Source organism: Gordonia sp. (in: high G+C Gram-positive bacteria), assembly GCF_047606305.1.
Lineage (GTDB): Bacteria > Actinomycetota > Actinomycetes > Mycobacteriales > Mycobacteriaceae > Gordonia.
Window position 1 is genome coordinate 13,804 of record NZ_JASGER010000107.1, and the last position, 19,067, is coordinate 32,870.

20 protein-coding genes are annotated in these 19,067 nt (G+C 70.7%); 7 read left to right on the forward strand and 13 right to left on the reverse strand.

The window, feature by feature from the left end; all coding sequences use genetic code 11:
- Positions 1-3 precede the first annotated feature (3 nt).
- The 3 genes from QM634_RS14510 to QM634_RS14520 are packed head-to-tail and all read left to right on the forward strand — an operon-like array spanning position 4 to position 2,526.
- Positions 4-390: a DUF3349 domain-containing protein gene (locus QM634_RS14510; RefSeq protein ID WP_415043488.1), complete on the forward strand. Its 387-nt coding sequence runs from the start codon at positions 4-6 to the stop codon at positions 388-390.
- A gap of 5 nt (positions 391-395) precedes the next feature.
- A complete protein-coding gene (gene menE, locus QM634_RS14515; protein ID WP_415043489.1) occupies positions 396-1,580 on the forward strand; it encodes an o-succinylbenzoate--CoA ligase in 1,185 nt (394 codons plus the stop codon).
- 22 nt (positions 1,581-1,602) lie between these two features.
- On the forward strand, positions 1,603-2,526 hold the full coding sequence (locus tag QM634_RS14520; protein WP_415043490.1) for a 1,4-dihydroxy-2-naphthoate polyprenyltransferase: 924 nt from the start codon (positions 1,603-1,605) through the stop codon (positions 2,524-2,526).
- Here the strand turns inward: QM634_RS14520 and QM634_RS14525 are convergent.
- A complete protein-coding gene (locus tag QM634_RS14525) occupies positions 2,523-3,359 on the reverse strand; it encodes a Clp protease N-terminal domain-containing protein (protein WP_415043491.1) in 837 nt (278 codons plus the stop codon). The genes QM634_RS14520 and QM634_RS14525 overlap by 4 nt on opposite strands.
- Positions 3,360-3,386: 27 nt before the next feature.
- Positions 3,387-3,605, reverse strand: a complete 219-nt coding sequence (locus tag QM634_RS14530; protein ID WP_415043492.1) for a helix-turn-helix domain-containing protein — start codon at positions 3,603-3,605, stop codon at positions 3,387-3,389.
- A 139-nt stretch (positions 3,606-3,744) separates the two neighbouring features.
- On the opposite strand from QM634_RS14530, the gene QM634_RS14535 reads away from it, so the two are divergent.
- Positions 3,745-4,494 (forward strand): YggS family pyridoxal phosphate-dependent enzyme, encoded by a 750-nt coding sequence (locus QM634_RS14535; protein WP_415043493.1) that lies wholly within the window; start codon positions 3,745-3,747, stop codon positions 4,492-4,494.
- Here QM634_RS14535 and QM634_RS14540 read toward each other — a convergent pair whose 3' ends face one another.
- The 4 genes from QM634_RS14540 to QM634_RS14555 form a co-directional block, all read right to left on the reverse strand.
- On the reverse strand, positions 4,495-7,065 hold the full coding sequence (locus QM634_RS14540) for an FtsX-like permease family protein (protein WP_415043494.1): 2,571 nt from the start codon (positions 7,063-7,065) through the stop codon (positions 4,495-4,497).
- On the reverse strand, positions 7,062-7,772 hold the full coding sequence (locus QM634_RS14545; protein WP_415043495.1) for an ABC transporter ATP-binding protein: 711 nt from the start codon (positions 7,770-7,772) through the stop codon (positions 7,062-7,064). The genes QM634_RS14540 and QM634_RS14545 overlap by 4 nt, the downstream gene beginning before the upstream one ends.
- Positions 7,769-8,902 (reverse strand): PLP-dependent cysteine synthase family protein, encoded by a 1,134-nt coding sequence (locus tag QM634_RS14550; RefSeq protein WP_415043496.1) that lies wholly within the window; start codon positions 8,900-8,902, stop codon positions 7,769-7,771. The genes QM634_RS14545 and QM634_RS14550 overlap by 4 nt, the downstream gene beginning before the upstream one ends.
- Positions 8,903-8,965: 63 nt before the next feature.
- A complete protein-coding gene (locus tag QM634_RS14555) occupies positions 8,966-9,292 on the reverse strand; it encodes a DUF4229 domain-containing protein (RefSeq protein ID WP_415043497.1) in 327 nt (108 codons plus the stop codon).
- Positions 9,293-9,468: 176 nt separating this feature from the next.
- On the opposite strand from QM634_RS14555, the gene QM634_RS14560 reads away from it, so the two are divergent.
- Both QM634_RS14560 and QM634_RS14565 read left to right on the forward strand, forming a co-directional pair.
- Positions 9,469-9,693, forward strand: coding sequence for a BldC family transcriptional regulator (locus QM634_RS14560; protein ID WP_415043498.1), 225 nt, complete (start codon positions 9,469-9,471; stop codon positions 9,691-9,693).
- Positions 9,694-9,757: 64 nt separating this feature from the next.
- Positions 9,758-9,940 (forward strand): hypothetical protein, encoded by a 183-nt coding sequence (locus QM634_RS14565; protein WP_415043499.1) that lies wholly within the window; start codon positions 9,758-9,760, stop codon positions 9,938-9,940.
- A 5-nt stretch (positions 9,941-9,945) separates the two neighbouring features.
- On the opposite strand, the gene ccsB is transcribed toward QM634_RS14565, so the two are convergent.
- The 7 genes from ccsB to QM634_RS14600 form a co-directional block, all read right to left on the reverse strand.
- Positions 9,946-10,926 carry a c-type cytochrome biogenesis protein CcsB gene (gene ccsB, locus QM634_RS14570; RefSeq protein WP_415043500.1) on the reverse strand — a complete coding sequence of 327 codons (981 nt, stop codon included), beginning with the start codon at positions 10,924-10,926 and terminating at the stop codon, positions 9,946-9,948.
- A gap of 5 nt (positions 10,927-10,931) precedes the next feature.
- Positions 10,932-12,593, reverse strand: coding sequence for a cytochrome c biogenesis protein ResB (locus tag QM634_RS14575; RefSeq protein ID WP_415043501.1), 1,662 nt, complete (start codon positions 12,591-12,593; stop codon positions 10,932-10,934).
- Positions 12,548-13,354, reverse strand: coding sequence for a cytochrome c biogenesis CcdA family protein (locus QM634_RS14580; RefSeq protein ID WP_415043502.1), 807 nt, complete (start codon positions 13,352-13,354; stop codon positions 12,548-12,550). The genes QM634_RS14575 and QM634_RS14580 overlap by 46 nt, the downstream gene beginning before the upstream one ends.
- Positions 13,351-13,959, reverse strand: coding sequence for a TlpA disulfide reductase family protein (locus tag QM634_RS14585; protein ID WP_415043522.1), 609 nt, complete (start codon positions 13,957-13,959; stop codon positions 13,351-13,353). Before QM634_RS14585 ends, QM634_RS14580 begins: the two co-directional genes overlap by 4 nt.
- 35 nt (positions 13,960-13,994) lie before the next feature.
- Positions 13,995-14,663: a histidine phosphatase family protein gene (locus tag QM634_RS14590; RefSeq protein WP_415043503.1), complete on the reverse strand. Its 669-nt coding sequence runs from the start codon at positions 14,661-14,663 to the stop codon at positions 13,995-13,997.
- Between the two features lie 4 nt (positions 14,664-14,667).
- Positions 14,668-16,035, reverse strand: a complete 1,368-nt coding sequence (gene hemL / locus QM634_RS14595; protein ID WP_415043504.1) for a glutamate-1-semialdehyde 2,1-aminomutase — start codon at positions 16,033-16,035, stop codon at positions 14,668-14,670.
- Positions 16,036-16,106: 71 nt separating this feature from the next.
- A complete protein-coding gene (locus QM634_RS14600; protein WP_415043505.1) occupies positions 16,107-17,000 on the reverse strand; it encodes an SGNH/GDSL hydrolase family protein in 894 nt (297 codons plus the stop codon).
- A gap of 97 nt (positions 17,001-17,097) precedes the next feature.
- Here QM634_RS14600 and QM634_RS14605 point away from each other — a divergent pair, with 97 nt between their 5' ends.
- Positions 17,098-19,062 carry an acyl-CoA dehydrogenase gene (locus tag QM634_RS14605; RefSeq protein WP_415043506.1) on the forward strand — a complete coding sequence of 655 codons (1,965 nt, stop codon included), beginning with the start codon at positions 17,098-17,100 and terminating at the stop codon, positions 19,060-19,062.
- Positions 19,063-19,067: the final 5 nt, after the last annotated feature.

Consider the following 19,067-nt stretch of genomic DNA (forward strand, 5'->3'; position numbering starts at 1 on the left):
TCCATGGCTGACCGCCCTCAGTTGCTGGCGTCCGTGATCCGCTGGCTGCGCGCCGGCTACCCCAACGGGGTTCCGTCCGGCGACTACATCCCACTCGTCGCGATCCTGCGCCGCCAGCTCTCCGACGACGAGGTCCGCGAGGTCGCCAGTTCGCTGGTCAGCGAGGCCCGTGCCGCCGCGATGGCCCAGCAACCGTCGGCAATCGCCGCCGAGGACGTCCCGGAGATCAGTCGCATCGACGTCGGCGTCGAGATCAACAAGCTGCTCGACGAACTGCCCAGCGAGACCGACCTGGCCCGTGTGCGGTCAGTGCTGGTCGGCGCGGGCTGGCCGTTCGACGACGAGCCGCTCCGCCGCGACCCCTCCGAGAAGCCCGACTCCTCGGAATAGCCACCGTGCCGGTCCTGCGCGCCCTCCCCCTCGCCGCCGGTCCGGCCTTGGCCGAATCCTTCAGCTCGCTGGTGGCGATGGCCGCCGGTGCCGAGTGCTACCTGCCCGTCGTCGACGATCCGCTGGCCCCCGACCGTCAGCTGCTGGAGTCCTCGCTGCACGTCGGTTCACCGGTCGAGGTGCCCGATGCCTGCCTGGTCATCGCGACGTCGGGATCCACCGGTGAGCCCAAGGGCGCCATCCACACCCCCGCGACGCTCGCCGCGTCCGCCGACGCCACCCACGCGCGCCTCGGCGGCCCGGGCAACTGGTTGCTGGCGCTGCCGCCGCACCACATCGGGGGACTGCAGGTCTTGCTGCGCGCCCTGCGGGCCGGGTTCACCCCCGCGGTCGCTGACCTGCGCGACGGGTTCGACGCCGAGCGCTTCGCCGCCGACGTCGCACTGCTGCGCGGACCGCGGCGGTACACCTCGCTGGTGCCCACACAGCTCGTCGCCGTCCTCGCCTCCCGAGCGGCGACCGCCGCCGTCGCCGATCTTGACGCGGTCCTCGTCGGCGGCGCGGCCACCCCACCGGCGCTGCACGACCGTGCGCGGCAAGCGGGCATCCCGATCGTGCGGACATACGGGATGAGCGAGACCGGCGGCGGCTGCGTCTACGACGGCCGTCCCCTCGACGGGGTGAGCGTGACGATCGGCGCCGACGACCGGGTGGTGTTGAGCGGGCCGATGGTCGCGCGCGGCTACCACCGTCGTCCGGGCGACCCCGCGTTCGCGGTCCCCGGGTCCTTCCGCACCGACGACGTCGGCCGCCTCGACGACGGCGTGCTGAGCGTCCTGGGCCGTGCCGACGACGGCATCAGCACCGGGGGGCTCACCGTCTCCCCGCAGGTCGTCGAGGCGGTGCTGGCCGAGGACCCCGCGGTGGCCGAGTGCGTCGTCGTGGGGCTCCCCGACGAGCGGCTGGGCGAGCAGGTCGTGGCCGCGGTCGTGGCCAGCGCGGGCCACACCCCCGACATCGAGGCACTGCGCCGCCGGGTCGCGCAGCGGGTCCACCGCTTCGCCGCGCCCCGCCGCATCGTCGTGCGCGATTCCCTCCCGTTGCGCGGTTCGGGGAAGGTCGACCGCCGCGCGTTGCGCAGCCTCCTCGCCGACGAGTTGTCGGCGCAGATCGGCTCCCCCGTCGACTGAACCCGCGTGGTTGAATGACCGGGTGGCCACTCTCTCGCAATGGATCAACGGCGCCCGACCGCGCACCCTGACGATCGCCCTCGCACCGGTGATCGCCGGCGTCGGCGCCGCGTACCACGTGCACAGCCACCTGGATGGCCGGCACCCCGCCCCCATCTGGTGGCACGTGATCCTGGCCTTCGTGGTCGCCATCGCCCTGATCGTGGGCGTGAACTACGCCAATGACTACTCCGACGGCGTGCGCGGCACCGATGACGTGCGCACCGGCCCCGCCCGCCTCGTCGGAGGGGGCATGGCGGCGCCGGCTTCGGTACGCACTGCGGCGATCATCGCCTTCCTCGTCGCAGCGGCCGCCGGCATTTGGTTGTCGCTCGCGACGCACTGGTGGCTGATCCTCGTCGGCGCCGTCTGCATCGCCGCTGCGTGGTTCTACACCGGCGGGCCGCGCCCCTACGGGTACGCCGGCTTCGGCGAGCTCGCGGTGTTCGTGTTCTTCGGGCTCGTCGGCGTGATCGGCACCCAGTACGTCGTCGCCGGGAAGGTCGATCTGGTCGGCGTGCTGTCCGGGGTCGCGGTGGGTTCCTTCGCCTCGGCCGTGCTGGTCACCAACAACCTGCGCGACATCCCCACCGACGAGGTGTCCGGCAAGCGGACCCTCGCGGTGCGGCTGGGCGACTACTCCACGCGTTACCTGTACGCGTTCCTGATGACCCTGCCGTTCGTCGTCTCGGTGGTCCTGGCCCTGCACCACCCGTGGGCGCTGGTCGGCCTGGCGCTGGCGCCGCTGGCCAACGCCGTCGGGCGCAACGTCGTGAACGGAGCGAGCGGCCACGATCTGATCCGAGCCCTCGGCAACACCGGATGGATCATGCTGGGCTGGTCGATCGTGACCGCTCTGGCCTTCATCTGGGGACTCGACGGAGCACCCCACACTCACCTGCTCTAGGCGTCGGCTCCCGCCGCCAACCGCTCCTCGATCGCGTCCCGCAGAACGCCGGCATCGGGGGCGAGGGCGACGATCGCCGCCACCCGCGGGCTGTCGGAGTCGAAGGCCGCGAGCAGGACGTGCCCGGTCGACATCACGCGGGTGCCGTAGTCTTCCGCGGCGATCCGCATCGCTTGTGCGACGACCCGCTTGGTCGACGGCGCGAAGCGCGGACGACGACCTCGAGGGCCACGGCGTCCGCGACCCTGGTCCCACGGTCCGTCGCCGCCCCAGGGACCCTCGCCCCAGGGGCCGCGACCGAAGTCGCGAGGATCGAAATCACGGGGATCGAAGTCGCCTCGATCGAATCCGGCCCGGCCGAAGCCGCCACCGTCGCGCCCGGCGAATCCACGCCCGCCGCGCTCGCGGGGATCACCGTGTCGACCGTGGGGTCCACCTCGACGACCGTGGGGACCGCCGCGGTGGCCGCGCCGGTCGTCCCGCCGGCCCCACCCGCGGGTGAGGTCGTCGCCGAAGTTCTTCTCCACGGCGTCGCGGACCTTGTCCAGGTCGATGCCGAGGGTCTTGAGCGCGTCGCGGTCCGCCGAGTAGCGGTCCTCGTCCGACGCGGGCTCGGCCTCCTCCTGATTCTCGATCCCGCTCACCGCGTCGCGCGCGGTCTGCAGGGTGATGCCGTTCTCGGCGAGGACGCCGACGAGCGGGTCCCGGGCGTTGCAGAGCACGCCGAGGACCAGGTGCTCGGGGCCGAGGCTGGGGTCACCGAGGTCTTGGGCCTCGGCGATGGCGAACGGGAACACCATGCGCCCGTCGTTGTTGAGTCGTGAGCCAAACATTGGGCTCCTCCTTCTGTTGTTCTGTGGTCAGTCGGTGGCTGATTCGTCGGTGCGCCGCGAGTGCTTCTGGTGGACGGCCTGGCGGCTGATCTCCAACACTTCGGCGATCTGCTGCCAGCTCCACCCGGCTCGGCGGGCGCTGTCGACATGGATGTCTTCGAGTCGATCCGCCAGCGTGCGCAGGGCGCGCACCGCGGCCAGGCCGCGCGCCGGATCGGTATCGGCAAGGTTCGTTTCCTCAGTCACGATGTCAGGTTATGTTGACAATCGGTAGTTGTCAAGAATTATTGACACAGCCATCTGCAAACCCGACTGTTCAGGTCAAACCCAACACCCGATCGCAGTCGGGTTTGACCCGAACTGCAGGGTTTGCGAGCGTGGTGTCGTGACCGACTACCCCGCCGCCCACACCGTCGAGGACTTCCGCGCCAACCTGGCCGCGGTGCGCACCCGGATCGACGCCGCCGCGCGCGCGGCCGACCGCGACCCGTCAGATGTGCGGCTCCTGCCGGTGTCGAAGACGGTCGAGGCGGACCGCCTGCGCAACGCCGTCGCCGCCGGGTGCGATTGGCTGGGCGAGAACAAGGTCCAGGAGGCCAAGCGCAAGCACGGCGAGCTCGCCGATACCGGTGTGAAGTGGGCGGTCATCGGCCACCTGCAGACCAACAAGGCCAAGGACGTCGCGGCGATCGCCGACGAGTTCCAGGCGCTCGACAGCATGCGCGTCGCCGAGGCGCTGGACCGCCGGCTCACCATGGTCGAGCGCACGTTGGACGTCTACGTCCAGGTCAACACCTCCGGCGAGGAGTCCAAGTTCGGCCTGGCCCCCGACGAGCTGCCCGCCTTCCTCGCACAGGTGGTCGGCTTCGAGACCCTGCGTGTCCAGGGGCTGATGACGCTGGCGGTCAACTCCCCCGACGAGGAGCAGGTGCGCGGGTGCTTCCGATTGTTGCGCGAGCTGCGCGATCGGGTCCGCGACACCGATCCGGATCTGATCGGCGCCGGTGAACTCTCGATGGGCATGTCCGGCGACTACCCGCTCGCCATCGCCGAGGGCTCGACCTGCGTGCGCGTCGGGCAGGCGATCTTCGGCGCCCGCGCCACACCGGACAGCCACTACTGGCCGGCCGGCTGACTACTCGTCGGCGATGGCCTCGGAGATGTTGAGCCGCGCGGCGCGCATGGCGGGGGTGAGCGCACCGATGATGCACAGGCCCACCGACACGGCGACGTAGAGCAGCGTCGTCCACTGCGCCGAGTAGTGCACCGCGATCGACGTGCTGGCGCTGAGGATCTGGTTGCTGATCAGGTGCAGCATGCCGCCGAGGACCAATCCGGCCAACGACCCGACCACCGCGATGGCCACCGCCTCGGCCAGCACCATGGAGAACACGAACCGCCGCGACGAGCCGAGCGCTCGCAGCACGGCGAGTTCGCGCCGCCGCTCGACCACCGACAGCAGCAGGGTGTTCAGCAGGGCCACGGCCGCCGCCACCGCGACGATCCACTGGATTGCGACGGTGAACGCCCCCGATTGCTCCACGGACTGCTGCGTCGCGCGCAGCGCCTCGTCGCCGGAGTAGACGTACAGCGGCAACCGCCCGGCGGAGTACTCATTGGCGACCTGCGTCAGGCCCGCGCGCACCTGCTCGGGGTCGGCTCCCGGGGCCAGCTGGACTTGTAGATAGGTCGCCCCCGGCCGCTGGAACCACTCGCGCAGCTTGTCCAGCGAGATGGCCGCACTGCCCGAGTCGATGGTCACGTAGTCGACGATGTCGCGCACCGTCAGGTCGTGGAACCCGGTCGGCGTGGCCAGCCGCACCTGGTCGCCGATGCCGCGACCCAGGTTGCGCGCGGCAACCGACGACAGCACGATGCCGTCGCCGCCCAGGACTTGGCGCAGCGCGTCGGGCGCAGTCTTGACCACGAAGGGCGCGACCATCCCCTGTTCGAGCCCCTGGAGGATGATCCGGGCCTCGCCGACGTTCACCGCCGACCACTGCGAGGCGTGCACCTCCCCGACACCGGGCACCGCCTTGGCCGCCTTCTCGACGTCGTCGCCGAACGTCGGGCCGGTCGGTATGCCCTCCTTGCTCGACGACGAGAGGTAGAACCCCGGGTCGCCCAAGCCCTTGAGGGAACCGGAGATCGACGACACCAGGTTGTCCAGGGCACCGGAGGTCCCCATGCCGACGGCGATCGCGACCGCGACCGTCATCACGGTCGCCCACACTCGGCGCGACGCGCGCTCGGTGTTGACCGCGGCCAGCGTTCCCGGCGCCTGGAACCGGCCGGCGAGCCACGTCGCGGTGCGCACCAAAGGGCCGGTGAGCGCGAAACAGATCAGCAGCCCGGCGGCACCGAACACCGCGCCGGCGATGATGGCCGCGCGGCCGGGCATCGTCGTCGCAAGGACCCACGCCGCGGCGACGCCGGCCAGGCCGAGGATCGCGGCGACCGCCACGACCGGTTTCGACAGCGGTTTGTCGACGTCACCGCCGGCCGCCGACATCGCCTCCACCGGGGCGACGGAGAACACCGTGCGGGCCGCCAACGCGGTCGCCGCGACACAGGCGAGCACGCAGGCCGCCAGCGCGACGAAGGGCGCGAACAGCGGCAGGTGGTAGTTGACGGCAGTACCGACCGAATTGAGCGTCATCTCCGGCAGTCGACCGATGGCCCAGCGCCCGGCGAGGATGCCGATGGGAATGCCGATCAGGCCGCCGATCAGGCCGAAGACGGTCGCCTCCCAGAGCATGTCGCTGACCAGTTGCCCGCGGCGCGCACCGAGGGCGCGGATCATCGCCAACGCCGAGCGACGCGACGCGACGGCCATGTTCATCGTGTTGAACACCAGGAACCCGGCGATCACAAGGGAGATGACCGAGACGAGCAGCGTCGAGTCGCGGGTCACCGCGGTGGCCACCTCGGCCTGCTTCAGCCGGTAGTCGGGGTCGACCACGACCGCCCGCCCGTCGACGACCTGCTCGGCACGTCGGCGCATCTGACCCAGGTCGGCCCCGGGCTTGGCGACGATCGACAGCGAGTCGACCCTGCCCTCGGCACCGGCGATGCGCTGGGCGAGCGAGAGGTAGGCGAAGAAGAAGTTCCCCCGGTTGAGCACCTCGGTGCCGGCGGCGGGCGCGACCTGCAGGACGGTGACCTCGACGCCGTTGATCTTGATCCGGTCGCCCTTGCGCAGTCCGGTGCCGGCACCGGCGATGACCCCCGACTCCAGGTCGTCCAGGCTCAGCTCATCGTGACCCGCGTTGGCGCGCATCGCCTCGCGCAGCTGCGGCGACAACTCGGTCACCCGCTGGTCGGAGCCGAGTAGCAGGCTGACCCGCGGCTCGGCCGACGCCGGCCCGTCGGCCGGGTCGAGGCGCACCTGGGACTGGATCATCGGGACGACGGCCTTCGCACCGTCCAAGTCCGCGCGGAGTTGCCCGGCGATCTGCTCGTCGAAGCCGGTGTCGGAGATGGCGGCGACCTCCAGGCTCGACGCACCGGTGAGTGCGGCCGTCATGTCGCGCACCGACCCGGTCAGCGACCCGAAGGTGCCGAACACCGCGATCAGCAGCGCCGACGCGACGACGATGACCGACAGCGAGGTCACCACCCGCAGACGGTGGGTCACGATCTCGCGCAGGTTCAGCAGGCGCACCCGGGTCAGCCCGGCGCGCAGGCGCCCCGCGACCGCCCTCATCGGCTCAGGACCCGCCCGTCGCGCACGGTGATCACGTGGTCGGTCGCGGCGGCCGCGTTGTTGTCGTGGGTGACCATCACGACGAGGCGGTCGGGCCGGTCGTGGGCGAGGTCGCCGAGCAGCTGCAGCACGTCCTGGCCGGTGCGGCTGTCGAGGTTGCCGGTGGGCTCGTCGGCCAGCAGGATCGCCGGATCCATGATCAGCGACCGGGCGATCGCGACGCGTTGCATCTGGCCGCCGGACAGTTCACTGGGCCGGTGGTCGACGCGGTCGCCCAGGCCGACCCGCTCCAGCAGCGCGATGGCCTCTGGCTTGGCCTTGCGCAGCGACTGGTTGTCCAACAGGCGCGGCAGTGCCACGTTCTCCCACGCCGACATCGTCGGGACGAGGTTGAAGAACTGGAAGATGAAGCCGACCCGCCGACGTCGGAACTCCGAGGCGGCGGTGTCGTCGAGGTCGGTCAGCGACACCCCGTCGACGGTGATGGTTCCCGACGTCGGCTGGTCGAGGGCACCGAGGATGTGCAGCAGCGTCGACTTGCCGGCACCCGACGGGCCGATGATCGACACGAACCGCCCGCCGGGGAGGTCGAGGTCGACGCCGTCGAGAGCCCGGACGGTCGTGTCGCCGAAGGCGTATTCGCGCACGAGTCCGCGTGCGCTGACGATCGGCGGCCGGTCGACGTGCCGCACGATGTTGGGGCTCATGCGTCGGTGCCCCACCGGCCGACGGTCCAGAACCGGCGCAGCGCCGCGAGCTCGTCGTCGGCGAACAGGTCGTGCTGGGCGCGCCAGTCGGGGTCGAAGTAGGTCGACCCGTAGCGCTCGCCCGGGTCGCACAGGAGCGTGACGACCGATCCGGGTTGGCGGGCGTCGACCATCTCGGCGACGATCGCGAGTGCGCCCTGCAGGTTGGTGCCCGTCGACGGTCCCACGCGGCGGTCGAGCAGCTCGGAGAGGAACAGCATCGCCGCGATGGAGTCGGCGTCGGGCACGGAGATCATCCGGTCGATGACCTGGGAGACGAAGGAGGGCTCGACGCGGGGGCGGCCGATTCCCTCGATGCGCGATCCGGTGTCGAGGTGGACCGAGCAGTAGGAACCGTCCGCGGACTCGTAGGCCGGGTAGAACAGCGAGTTCTCCGGGTCGACGACGCACAGCAAGGTGTCGTGGCCCTGGTAGCGCAGGTAGCGCCCGAGGGTGGCCGAGGTGCCGCCGGTGCCCGCTCCGACGACGACCCAGGACGGCACCGGGTACCGCTCGGCGGACATCTGCTCGAAGATCGATTCGGCGATGTTGTTGTTGCCGCGCCAGTCGGTCGCGCGCTCAGCCATCGTGAACTGGTCGATGTAGTGCCCGCCGAGCTCCTGCTCGAGTTGGGCGGCCACCTCGTAGACCTCGGTCGGGTTGTCGACGAAATGACAGCGCCCGCCCTCCCGCTCGATCAGGCGCACCTTCTCCGGCGACGTCGCGGCGGCCATGACGGCGATGAACGGGACGCCGATCAACTTCGCGAAGTACGCCTCGGAGACCGCCGTCGAGCCGGAGGACGCCTCGATCACGGTCGTCGACTCGGTGATCCAGCCGTTGCAGAGCGCGTAGAGGAACAGCGAGCGGGCCAGCCGGTGCTTGAGCGAGCCGGTCGGGTGGGTCGACTCGTCCTTCAGGTAGAGGTCGACGCCGGCGGGGCGCCCGTCGACGCCGGTCCAGTGCGCCCACTCGGGCAGGTCGATCCGGAGGAGGTGGGTATCGGCGGACCGTCGGGTGTCGGCCTCGATGAGTGCGACCGCGCGGCGCACCCACTCGCGGTCGGAGCGGTGTTCGACGATCCGCATCATGGCGCCGTCCTCAGCCCGTCAACAGCGGCGCGCGTAGTCATGAGACGAAATTAGCATGTCGTCTCAATCCGTTGAGCCGCCCGGACCGCGAAGCCGGCCCTGCAGATCGGCGCGCCGACGGGCGCGCGCCTCGTCGAAGGCCGCGATCTTGGCGTTGACGTTCAATCGCAGCGACTTGAACAGCAGCATGCCCAGCGGGAAGGCGATCACCAGGGCGAAGGCGATGGCCACGATCGGCGGGACGGTCACGTGGACGAGCGCCCCGACGCCGAAGATCACCGCCGCGAAGAAGGCGACCAGCAACAGTCGGGCTCCGACGTAGGCCGCGATGGCGCCGATCAGCTCGAGCAGCGTCGGTTCCGACGTTTCGGGGGTGTCTGACTCAGTCACACGCCCAGCCTATCTGGCGCGGGCACGGGTGGCCGCCGGGCCCGGATTCGGGGGCCGAATACCGCAAACCGGGCAATTTGACCATCCCTTTACCGACCGATGACGGTTCGAACAACCGGATATCCGGCGGGTAAAACGGTCGAAGCAGGTAATTCCGTCCGATTAGAGGAGGTCGCATGACGATCATCAGCCACCCGTCGACCATCACCGCCGCCAACGCGAGCCAGTTCAACCTGAAGCCCGCCGATGTGGCCGCGATGTTCAGCGTCAACCCGAAGACCGTGGCCCGTTGGTCGTCGGCGGGCCTCCTGCAGTCGATCCGCACGCCGGGCGGTCACCGCCGCTACCGCGAGACCGACGTCGTCGCCCTGCTCAACAACCGCGACGGCCTGCCGGTCTGACGACGGCCGCGCCTCGGGGCGCCGGACCTCACGTATCCTGGAGTCGATCCAGAGGAGGTTCGCCGTGCCCTACTTTCTGATGGTCGCGTTCATCATCGCGCTCGGCCTCGTCCTGTGGCGGCTGACCATCACACCCGGTGATGCCCCCGCTCCCCGACCCCGCGCCCCGCGCGGTCCGATCGGGCCCGACGACGACCCCGACTTCCTCCTGGACCTGCGCCGGAAGAACCAGGGCCGCGACTCTTAGCCCGGTCAGCCGTTGGCGTAGGAGTGCAGCCCGGAGATCACCAGGTTGATCGCGAAGAGGTTGAACAGCAGCGTCGCGAAGCCGAAGACGTTGATCACCGCGGCGGCGGTGCGCCAGCCGGCGGTCGCCCGCGCGTGCAGGTAGGCGGCGTAGACGACCCACGCGATGAAGGAGACGACCTCCTTGGGGTCCCAGGCCCAGTAGCGACCCCACGCGGACTCGGCCCAGATGGCGCCACAGATGACGCCGAGGCTGAACAGCGGGAAGGCGAAGACCACCGCGCGGTAGGCGATGCGGTCCAATCGCTCGGCCGCATCCTCGCCGAACCAGCCGAAGTAGTTGTTCAGCAGGAACAGCATGCTGGCGATGCCCGAGACGAGGAGGACGCCCGAGCTGATCGAGATGATCGAGACGTGGATGACCATCCAGTACGAGCGCAGCGGAGCCGACACCGGGCCGACGGGCTGGTGCAGGAACCGGTCGGCGATCACGAGGATCAGCACGACGGCCACCCCGAGGAAGCCCAGGTACTTGCGGTTGCCGGGGGCGCGCAGGGCGATGATCCCGCCCACCATGCAGGCGAGCATCGTCAGCGAGATGAACTCGTACATGTTGCCCCACGGCACGCGGTGCGCCGCGAAGCCGCGGGTCACCAGCGCCGCGAACTGCAGTGCGGCGCCGGCGATCGCGACGGCGTAGCCCATGTTGATCCACACGGCGCTGGCCGGGCGGCGCGCCTGGTCCGGAACCACACGGCCGGGGCCGTTCTCGTCGGCGCTCACGATGGGGCCGCCGCCGGCCGCCACCAGCTCGCGGGAGCGCTGCCCGGCGAACCGGTCGAGGGTCAGCGCATAGCCGGCGAGGAGAAGCAGGATCGCGAGTCCGTAGACGATGATTCCCGCGCCGTGCAGGCTCTCGGACAGTCGCGCCAGCGGTTCGTTGACGTCCACCGGCGCCTCGTCGGGTGCCGCCAGGATCTCGATCATGCTCATCACCTCTTGCCGTCCGTCCCCAAGACCAGCTCGCGCGCCTGCTCGGAGAATCCGTCGCCCCAACCCGCCGAATCGGTGCGGGCCAGACCGGCCACTGTTACTACCGTACGTCGTTGACCTTCGTCGCCGTCACCAACCACCCGGATCCGGGCCCAGACACGACGCCGCTTCACCAGCAGCGATACCACCAGGCCGCCCACCATCGTCATCGCCGAGATCAACACCCACAACTGCGTCGGGTCGTGCGAGACCTGCACGGAGATCCACCGCTTGTACCCGTCGAAGGTGACCGAGGTGCCGTCGTCCAGGCGCAGTGACGCCCCCGGCCTCAGGTTGGCCTGTCCGACGCGGCGCAGCTGTCCGCTGTGCATCAGCGACGTGTCCAGCGCATAGGCGTTCTGCGGTCGGCCGGAGTCCAGGCCGGTGTCACCGCGGTAGACGCGGATCGCCACGTAGGGGTCCTTGGGGTCGGGGGCGCTCGAGGACAGCAGCGTGCCGTCGAACTTGGCGCTCGGCGCGAAGATCCCGTCGATGCCGATCTGGTTCTGACGACGGATCTTCTCCTCGGGGAACATCCCGGCCGGCGGGTCGACGCGGACCGCGCCCGAGGACAGCATCGTCGCCAGCTCGTCGGGGGCGAACGGCACCGTCTGGGTGCGCGTCTGACCGCCGGGGAAGGTCACCGTGAACGTCGGCGCGTAACCGTGGCCGAGGAGGTAGACGCGGTTGCCGGAGATCCGCAGCGGCTTGTTGACGCGGACGTCGGTCAGCGGCCAGGTGCCCGGGTCGGTGTCGACGATCCCCTTCGAGTAGCGCATCTTCGCGTCGAACATGGCCGCCTGCCCGGTGGGCAGGTAGCTCACCGTGAAGTCGTCGACACGGATGCAGAACGGGGTGAGATCGGTGCCGTCGACGAGGCGACCGGCGCGGAAGGAGTCGTACACAGCGGTGGACGTGTTGCACAGGCCCTGCTGGCCGTCGGCGACGAGGCTGCGGGTCCCCTCGTAGCCGATCATCTTCCCGGTGGCGACCGCGAGCAGCAGGCTCAGCAGTGCGAAGTGGAAGACGAGGTTGCCGAATTCGCGCAGGTAGCCCTTCTCGGCGGACACCTCGTAGGTGCCGGCCTTGCTCTGATCGGGCGGGTAGACGGTCGTGCGCCACCCGCGCAGGTTCCCCTCGATGCGCTCGGCCAGGGCGGCCGGGTCGACGTCGCCGTCGACCTCGATCTCCTCGTGGCGCGGCATCCGCGCCAGGTTCCGCGGCACCGGCACCGGCCGCGCGCGCAGGCTGCGCAGGTGCTCGAGTGTGCGGGGCAGCAGGCAGCCCACGAGCGAGACGAACAACAGGACGTAGATGGCGGTGAACCAGCTGCTGGCGAAGACGTCGAACAGCTGGACCTTGTCCATGAGCGTGCCGAGCTTGCCGTGGTCGGCGATGTAGGCCTGGGTCTTGGCCTCGTTGAGCGGGTGCTGCGGCAGCAGTGCGCCGGGGATCGCCGCGAGCGCCAACAGGAACAGCAGAATCAGCGCGGTGCGCATCGACGTCAGCGACCGCCAGGTGTTGCGCACCGGGGCGATGACGAAGCGCTGCAGCGTCGACGGGGTGGGGGCGGTGGTCACAGCAGCAACCCCGATTCCGCGCCGAACCGCGTCTGCAGCCATGCGATGAAGTGCTCCCACCCGCCGGTCATCACGGCGATGCCCACGACGATCAGCACGGCACCGCCGACGAGTTGGATGGCGCGCGTGTGGCGCCGCAGCCAACCCCAGCTGCGGACGGCCCACGACGACGACAGCGCGAGCAGCAGGAAGGGGATGCCGAGTCCGAGGCAGTAGGCGACGATCAGCACGGCACCGCGCGCGGCCGTCGTGCCCTCCGTCGCGCGGGCGGCGGCGAGTACCGCCAACAGCGTCGGTCCGACGCACGGGATCCAGCCCAGGGCGAAGACCGCGCCGAGCAGCGGCGCCCCCCACACCCCGGTCGACACCTTTGTCGGGGCGAAGCGGTGTTCGGTCTGCAGCACCGGGACGACGCCGATGAACACGAGCCCGAGGAAGACGATGACCAGTCCGCCGATGATCTGGAACCAGTGGCGGGCCGCACTGCCGCGGGCCATCACGTCGGTCAGCCCGAACAGCGTCACCGAGGCCGCGACGAACACGGCGGTGAACCCCAGGACGAACAGCAGCGCCGCGCCGACGACGAGGAAGCGCCCACTCTTGCGCTCGGTCCGCGCCTCGTCGACGGTCACCGCCGGCGCCTGGGCGCCGACCAGGCCGGCCAGGTACGACAGGTACCCGGGCACCAGGGGGACGACGCAGGGCGACGCGAAGGACACGAACCCGGCCAGCGCGCAGGCGAGCACCGCGACGAGCAGCGGCCCGGAGGCCGCCGCGTCGGAGACTGCGCTGGCGGTGATCACTTCGCGGCCGGCGCCTTCGGGGCCGGCGGCGCGGGGGCGGGCTCGGCGGCAACCTTCTCGACGGCCTCCTTCAGCTCCAGTGCCTCGACCGACCGCAGGTAGACGACGGCGGGCCGGTGCTGACGGTCGAGGATCACGGTCGTCGGGACCACCGAGGTCGGCGTGGTCAGGGCGGCGAGGCGGGCGCCGGTGAAGTCGTAGATCGACGGGTAGTCGATGCCGCGGTCGGCGACGAAGTCGCGGGCGGTGGGCCGGTCGTCGCGCAAGTTGATGCCGAGGAAGGCGACACCCTGATCACGGGTCTGATGGAAGGTGCGCAGCAGCAGGTCGGCCTCACCGCGGCACGGCCCGCACCACGAGGCCCACACGTTCACGACGACGGCCTTGCCATCGAAGTCGGCCAGCGACACGGGCTTGTCGGTCACGAGTTCGGGACCGGCCAGCGGCGCCACCGGCTTGCGCTGCGCCGGCGGGTAGGTGATGACCGTCTGGCCGCCGGGCGACACGAACTGCCAGGTGTCGCCGCGCTTGACCGCATCCTTGCCGGTGCCGCAACCGGCCAGCAGACCGGCGCCCACGACGACCGCGACGACCGTCGCGACCAGTTGCGCGGCGGTCCCGCGCCGGGTGGCCCGCACGCTCACGCCCCCGTGACGGTCGGGTCGGAGGCGCCCGCCGGCTCGGAGTAGACGATGTCGATCAGCGCGTCGCCGTCGTAGATGAGGCTGGTCACCGACGCCAGCGAACACTGCCGCTTGCGCGGGTCGTGCCACAGCCGCTGACCCTCGAGGAAGCGGCGCAGCGTGTACACGGGCAGCTGGTGGCTCACACACACGACCTCGTGGCCGCGGGCGGCGTCGCGGGCGGTGGTGGCCGCGCCGAGCATGCGGTGCGCGAGCTGGATGTAGGGCTCCCCCCACGAGGGGGTGAACGGGTCGCGCAGCTTGGGCCAGTGCCGCGGCTTGGAGAGCGCGCCGCCGCCGACCGACACCTTCAAGCCCTCGAAGACGTTGTCGGCCTCGATGAGGTCCTCGTTGGTGACGATCTCCAAGCCGAGCGCCTGCGCGAGCGGCGCGGCGGTTTCCTGGGCGCGCTGCAGCGGCGAGGCGAACACCGCGGCGATGTCGTGGTCGGCGAGCGAATCGGCGACGGCCTGCGCCTGCGCGCGACCGGTGTCGGAAAGGTGGAACCCGGGCAGCCGGCCGTAGAGGATGCCGTCGGGGTTGAAGACCTCGCCGTGGCGCATCATGTGGACGATCGTGTGCTCGCCGGTGCGCACACCGCTGCTGCGGATGGTCTTGTCGCTCATGTGTCTACTCCCCGCCGCCGGTGGCGGCTGCGGCCGCGGCGGCCGCACCCGGCAGCGCAGCGGCGATCGTGTCGAAAGCGTCGTCGTCGAGGGCAGTGGAGACGAACCACGCCTCGAAGGCACTCGGCGGCGGGTACACCCCGGCGTCGAGCAGCGCGTGGAAGAACGGGGCGAACCGGTGGGTCTGGGTGGCGCGCACCTGGTCGTAGTTCGTGATCGGCGTGCCCGGCTCGTCGGTGAAGAAGACGCTCACCAGGTTGCCCGCGTACTGCACGCGGTGGCCGACGCCGGCCGCGTCGAGTGCGTCCCCGAGCAGGCCGCCCAGACGCTGGGCGTTCGCGTCCAGCGTCGCGTAGGCCGCGGCGTCGGCGGTGCGCAGGGTGGCGAGCCCGGCGGCGACGGCGACGGGGTTCCCCGACAGCGTGCCCGCCTGGTACACCGGTCCCGACGGGGCGAGTCGGCTCATGACGTCGGCGCGACCGCCGAAGGCGGCGGCCGGGAGCCCACCGCTCATCACCTTGCCGAAGGTGTAGAGGTCGCCGCCGATGCCCTCGAGGCCGAACCACCCGGCGGGACTGACGCGGAAGCCGGTCATGACCTCGTCGATGATCAGCAGGGCACCGTTGTCGGTGCACAGTTTGCGCAGGCCGGCGTTGAAGCCGACCCCGCTGAATTTCCCGCCGACGTCGGCGAGCGGCGCCACGGCCCCCATGTTGCCGGCGGCGGCCTCGGTGATGACGGCGGCGATCTGGCCGTCGTACTCGGCGAAGGCCGCTTCGACGGCGGCGAGGTCGTTGTAGGGCAGCACGATGGTGTCGTGCGCCGCCGCGCCGGTGACGCCCGGGGAGGTCGGCAGGCCCAGTGTCGCCACACCAGATCCGGCCGCGGCCAGCAGCGCGTCGACGTGGCCGTGGTAGCAGCCGGCGAACTTGATGATCTTGGCGCGCTCGGTGAACCCGCGGGCCAGGCGCACCGCCGACATGGTGGCCTCGGTGCCGGAGTTGACCAGTCGCACCTCTTCGACGGGGTCGACGCGGGACACGATCTCCTCGGCCAGCTCGACCTCGCCCAGGGTCGGTGCGCCGAAGGACAGGCCGCCGGTGGCGGCGGACCGCACGGCCTCGACCATCGCCGGGTGGGCGTGGCCCAGGATCATCGGGCCCCACGAGCAGACCAGGTCGACGTAGACGTTGTCGTCGACGTCGGTCATCCGACAGCCGGCGGCCGAGGCGATGAAGCGGGGGGTGCCGCCGACCGCGGAGAACGCGCGGACCGGGGAGTTCACACCGCCGGGGATGACGCCCTCGGCGCGGGCGAACAGCTCGGCCGATACGGCGGTGCCGCGCGCGGTCCGGTCGGGGCTGGCAGTCACGACGTCCAGTGTTCCAAAAAGGCCCGGTGAAACCCAATCCGACTTAGGCGGATGTAAGGTTCCCGGCCCGCTCAGCCCAGCGCGCGGTCGACCGCGTCGGCCATGGCCCGCTGACCAGCGGCGTTGGGGTGCGCAGTGGTGCGGATCCGGGAACCCCGTGTCGGCTCGATCCAGCGGTGATCGGGCCCGGCGCACGCGTCGTGGCCGACCGAGGCCGCCCACATGTCCACGTAGGTCGCTCCGTGACGCCCGGCCGCGGCGGCGATCGCGGTGTTGAGGCGCTCGCCGACGGCATTCATGTATCCCACGTCGCCGGCGGCGATCTGCACCTGCGGATAGCAGCCGCCGCGCTCGGGCAGCAGGCGCGGATAGCCGAGGACGATGATCCGCGCCCGCGGCGCCCGCTGGCGCAGCAGGGCGATCGCGTCGTCGAGGTCGGGCGCCACCGCGTCGGCGATCCGCGCGTCGAATTCGCCGCCCCGGGCACGTCGACACGGGTCGCCGGCGGGGTCGCCGGCGGCGACCGACCCGCAGTCGGCGACGGCGTCGGCGAACAGCCGGTCGTCGTTGCCGCCGATCATGATGGTCACCAGCTCGGTGCGCGGGCCGAGGACGTCGACCTGCGGCGGCACCCCGAAGTACTGCTCGGCGGTCAGGTTGGCCGTGGTCGCGGCGCCGCAGGAGACGTCGGCGAAGTCCGCCCCGACATATCCGCGTCGCGCGGCCAACAGCTGCCCGAAGTTCTCCTGCGAGCGCAGACACATGGCCGGGGAGTCCTCGATGATCCGGTCGATCCCCGATCCGGCGGCATAGCTGTCGCCGAGGTGGGCGTAGCGGACCCCGCCCGACACCGCCCCGGTCGACGACGGCGGCGCGACGGACGGCTGGTCGTGACCGCCGCAGGCGGACAGCCCGACGACGGCACCCACGGTCATCACCGCGACGATCACCCGAGCCTTGTGCACATCGTCGAGGGTAGGCGCGCGATCACGGGTTAGGTCACCCCAACACCGATTGCTCCCGCCCGCTGTGCGCGCGGCGCCGACCGCCTACGGTGGACCCATGGCTGAATCGGAACCGACGACCGCTGACCAGACCACCGACCCGACGACCCTCGCCGGCCTGCGCGCCGCCCTCGACGGCCAATGGGCCCAGACCCGCGACCAGCTGCGCGAGGAGATCGCGCGCACCGAACTGCTCGCCGACCCCTCCCTCGACCTCAAACCCGCGCGCGCCAAGATCCTCGAGGAGATGAAGGTCCTCGCGACGAAGAACTTCGTCTCCGCGGGTTTCCGCAAGGAGCACGGCGGGACCGGCGACGTCGGCAAGGCCATCGTCGGCATCGAGATGCTCGGCTACGCCGACCTGTCGCTGATGGTGAAGTCGGGCGTGCAGTGGGGCCTGTTCGGCGGGGCGGTCGAGAATCTCGGCACCAAGCGCCACCACGACAAGTACGTGAAGGATCTCATCGACCTCAAACTGCTCGGCAGCTTCGGCATGACCGAGACCGGCCACGGGTCCAACGTGCAGTCGCTGGAGACCACCGCGACCTACGACCCGAAGACCCAGGAGTTCGTGATCAACTCCCCCACCGAGTTGGCCCGCAAGGACTACATCGGCGGCGCCGGCCAGCACGCCCGGGTCTCGGCGGTCTTCGCCCAGCTGATCACCGGCGCGCCGGGCGAGGAGCCGCACAGCCGCGGGGTGCACTGCTTCTTCGTGCCGATCCGCGACGCCAAGGGCAACGACCTGCCCGGCGTCACGACCTCCGACTGCGGCTACAAGGGCGGCCTGCGCGGCGTCGACAACGGCCGCATCTCCTTCGACAACGTGCGCATCCCGGCGGAGAACCTGCTCAACCGCTACGCAGACGTCGCCGCCGACGGCACCTACAGCTCGCCGATCGAGAGCGACAACCGCCGCTTCTTCACGATGCTCGGCACGCTGATCCGCGGCCGCGTCTCGGTGGGTGCGACCGCCGGCGCCGCCGCCCGCAAGGCGCTGACCCTGGCGGTGCGCTATGCGCTGGTCCGCAAGCAGTTCGAGACGCCCGACGGTTCCAGCGAGGTGACGATCCTCGACTACCGCGCCCACCAGCGCAAACTGCTGCCGCTGCTGGCCAAGTCCTACGCGCTTGCCTTTGCGCAGAACGAGCTGACCGCCGAACTGCACGAGGTGCAGTCGCTGCCGCCCGAGGAGGTCGACGATCACCGCCAGCGCCTGCTGGAGAGCTGGGCGGCCGGGCTCAAGGCCTACGGCAGCGGCCACGCCAGCCACACCATCAACGTGTGCCGCGAGGCGTGCGGCGGCGCCGGCTATCTGGACGAGAACCAGTTGCCGATCCTGCGCGGCGACATCGACGTGTTCACCACCTTCGAGGGCGACAACACCGTGCTGACGCAGCTCGTCGGCAAGGAGATGCTCGGCGCCTACAGCGAGGAGATGCGCGGGCTGAACGCCGCCGGCTGGGTGAAGTTCGTGGCCGGGATGGTCGGCGACGTCGTCGCGGAGAAGACGGCGGTGCGCCAGGTCGTGCAGACGATGCTCGACTCCTCCGACGAGAACCCGGACAAGTCCGAGCTCACCGACCGCGCGACGCAGATCCGGTTGTTCCGCAACCGCGAGGACCACCTGCAGCGCACCTGCGCCCAGCGCCTGCGGCGGGCCGCCGACGCCGACGACCCGTTCGCGGTGTTCAACGACGCCCAGGACCACCTGCTCAAGGCGGCCACCGCCCACATCGAGCGGCAGGTCCTCGAATCCTTCATCCAGGCGATCGCCGACTGCGACTCGAAGTCGGCCGCCGAGCTGCTCGGCAAGGTGTGCGACCTGTACGTCTACTCGGCGCTCGAGGCCGACCTGTCGTGGTTCCTGATGCACCGCCACGTGTCGGTGGAGCGCGCCAAGGCCATCCGCCGCGGGGTCAACGAGCTGTGCGAGGAGCTGCGGCCGCACGCCCGGACCCTCGTCGACGCCTTCGGCATCCCTGAGGAACTGCTCGTCGCACCGATGCTCGAGCACGGATAGGGATC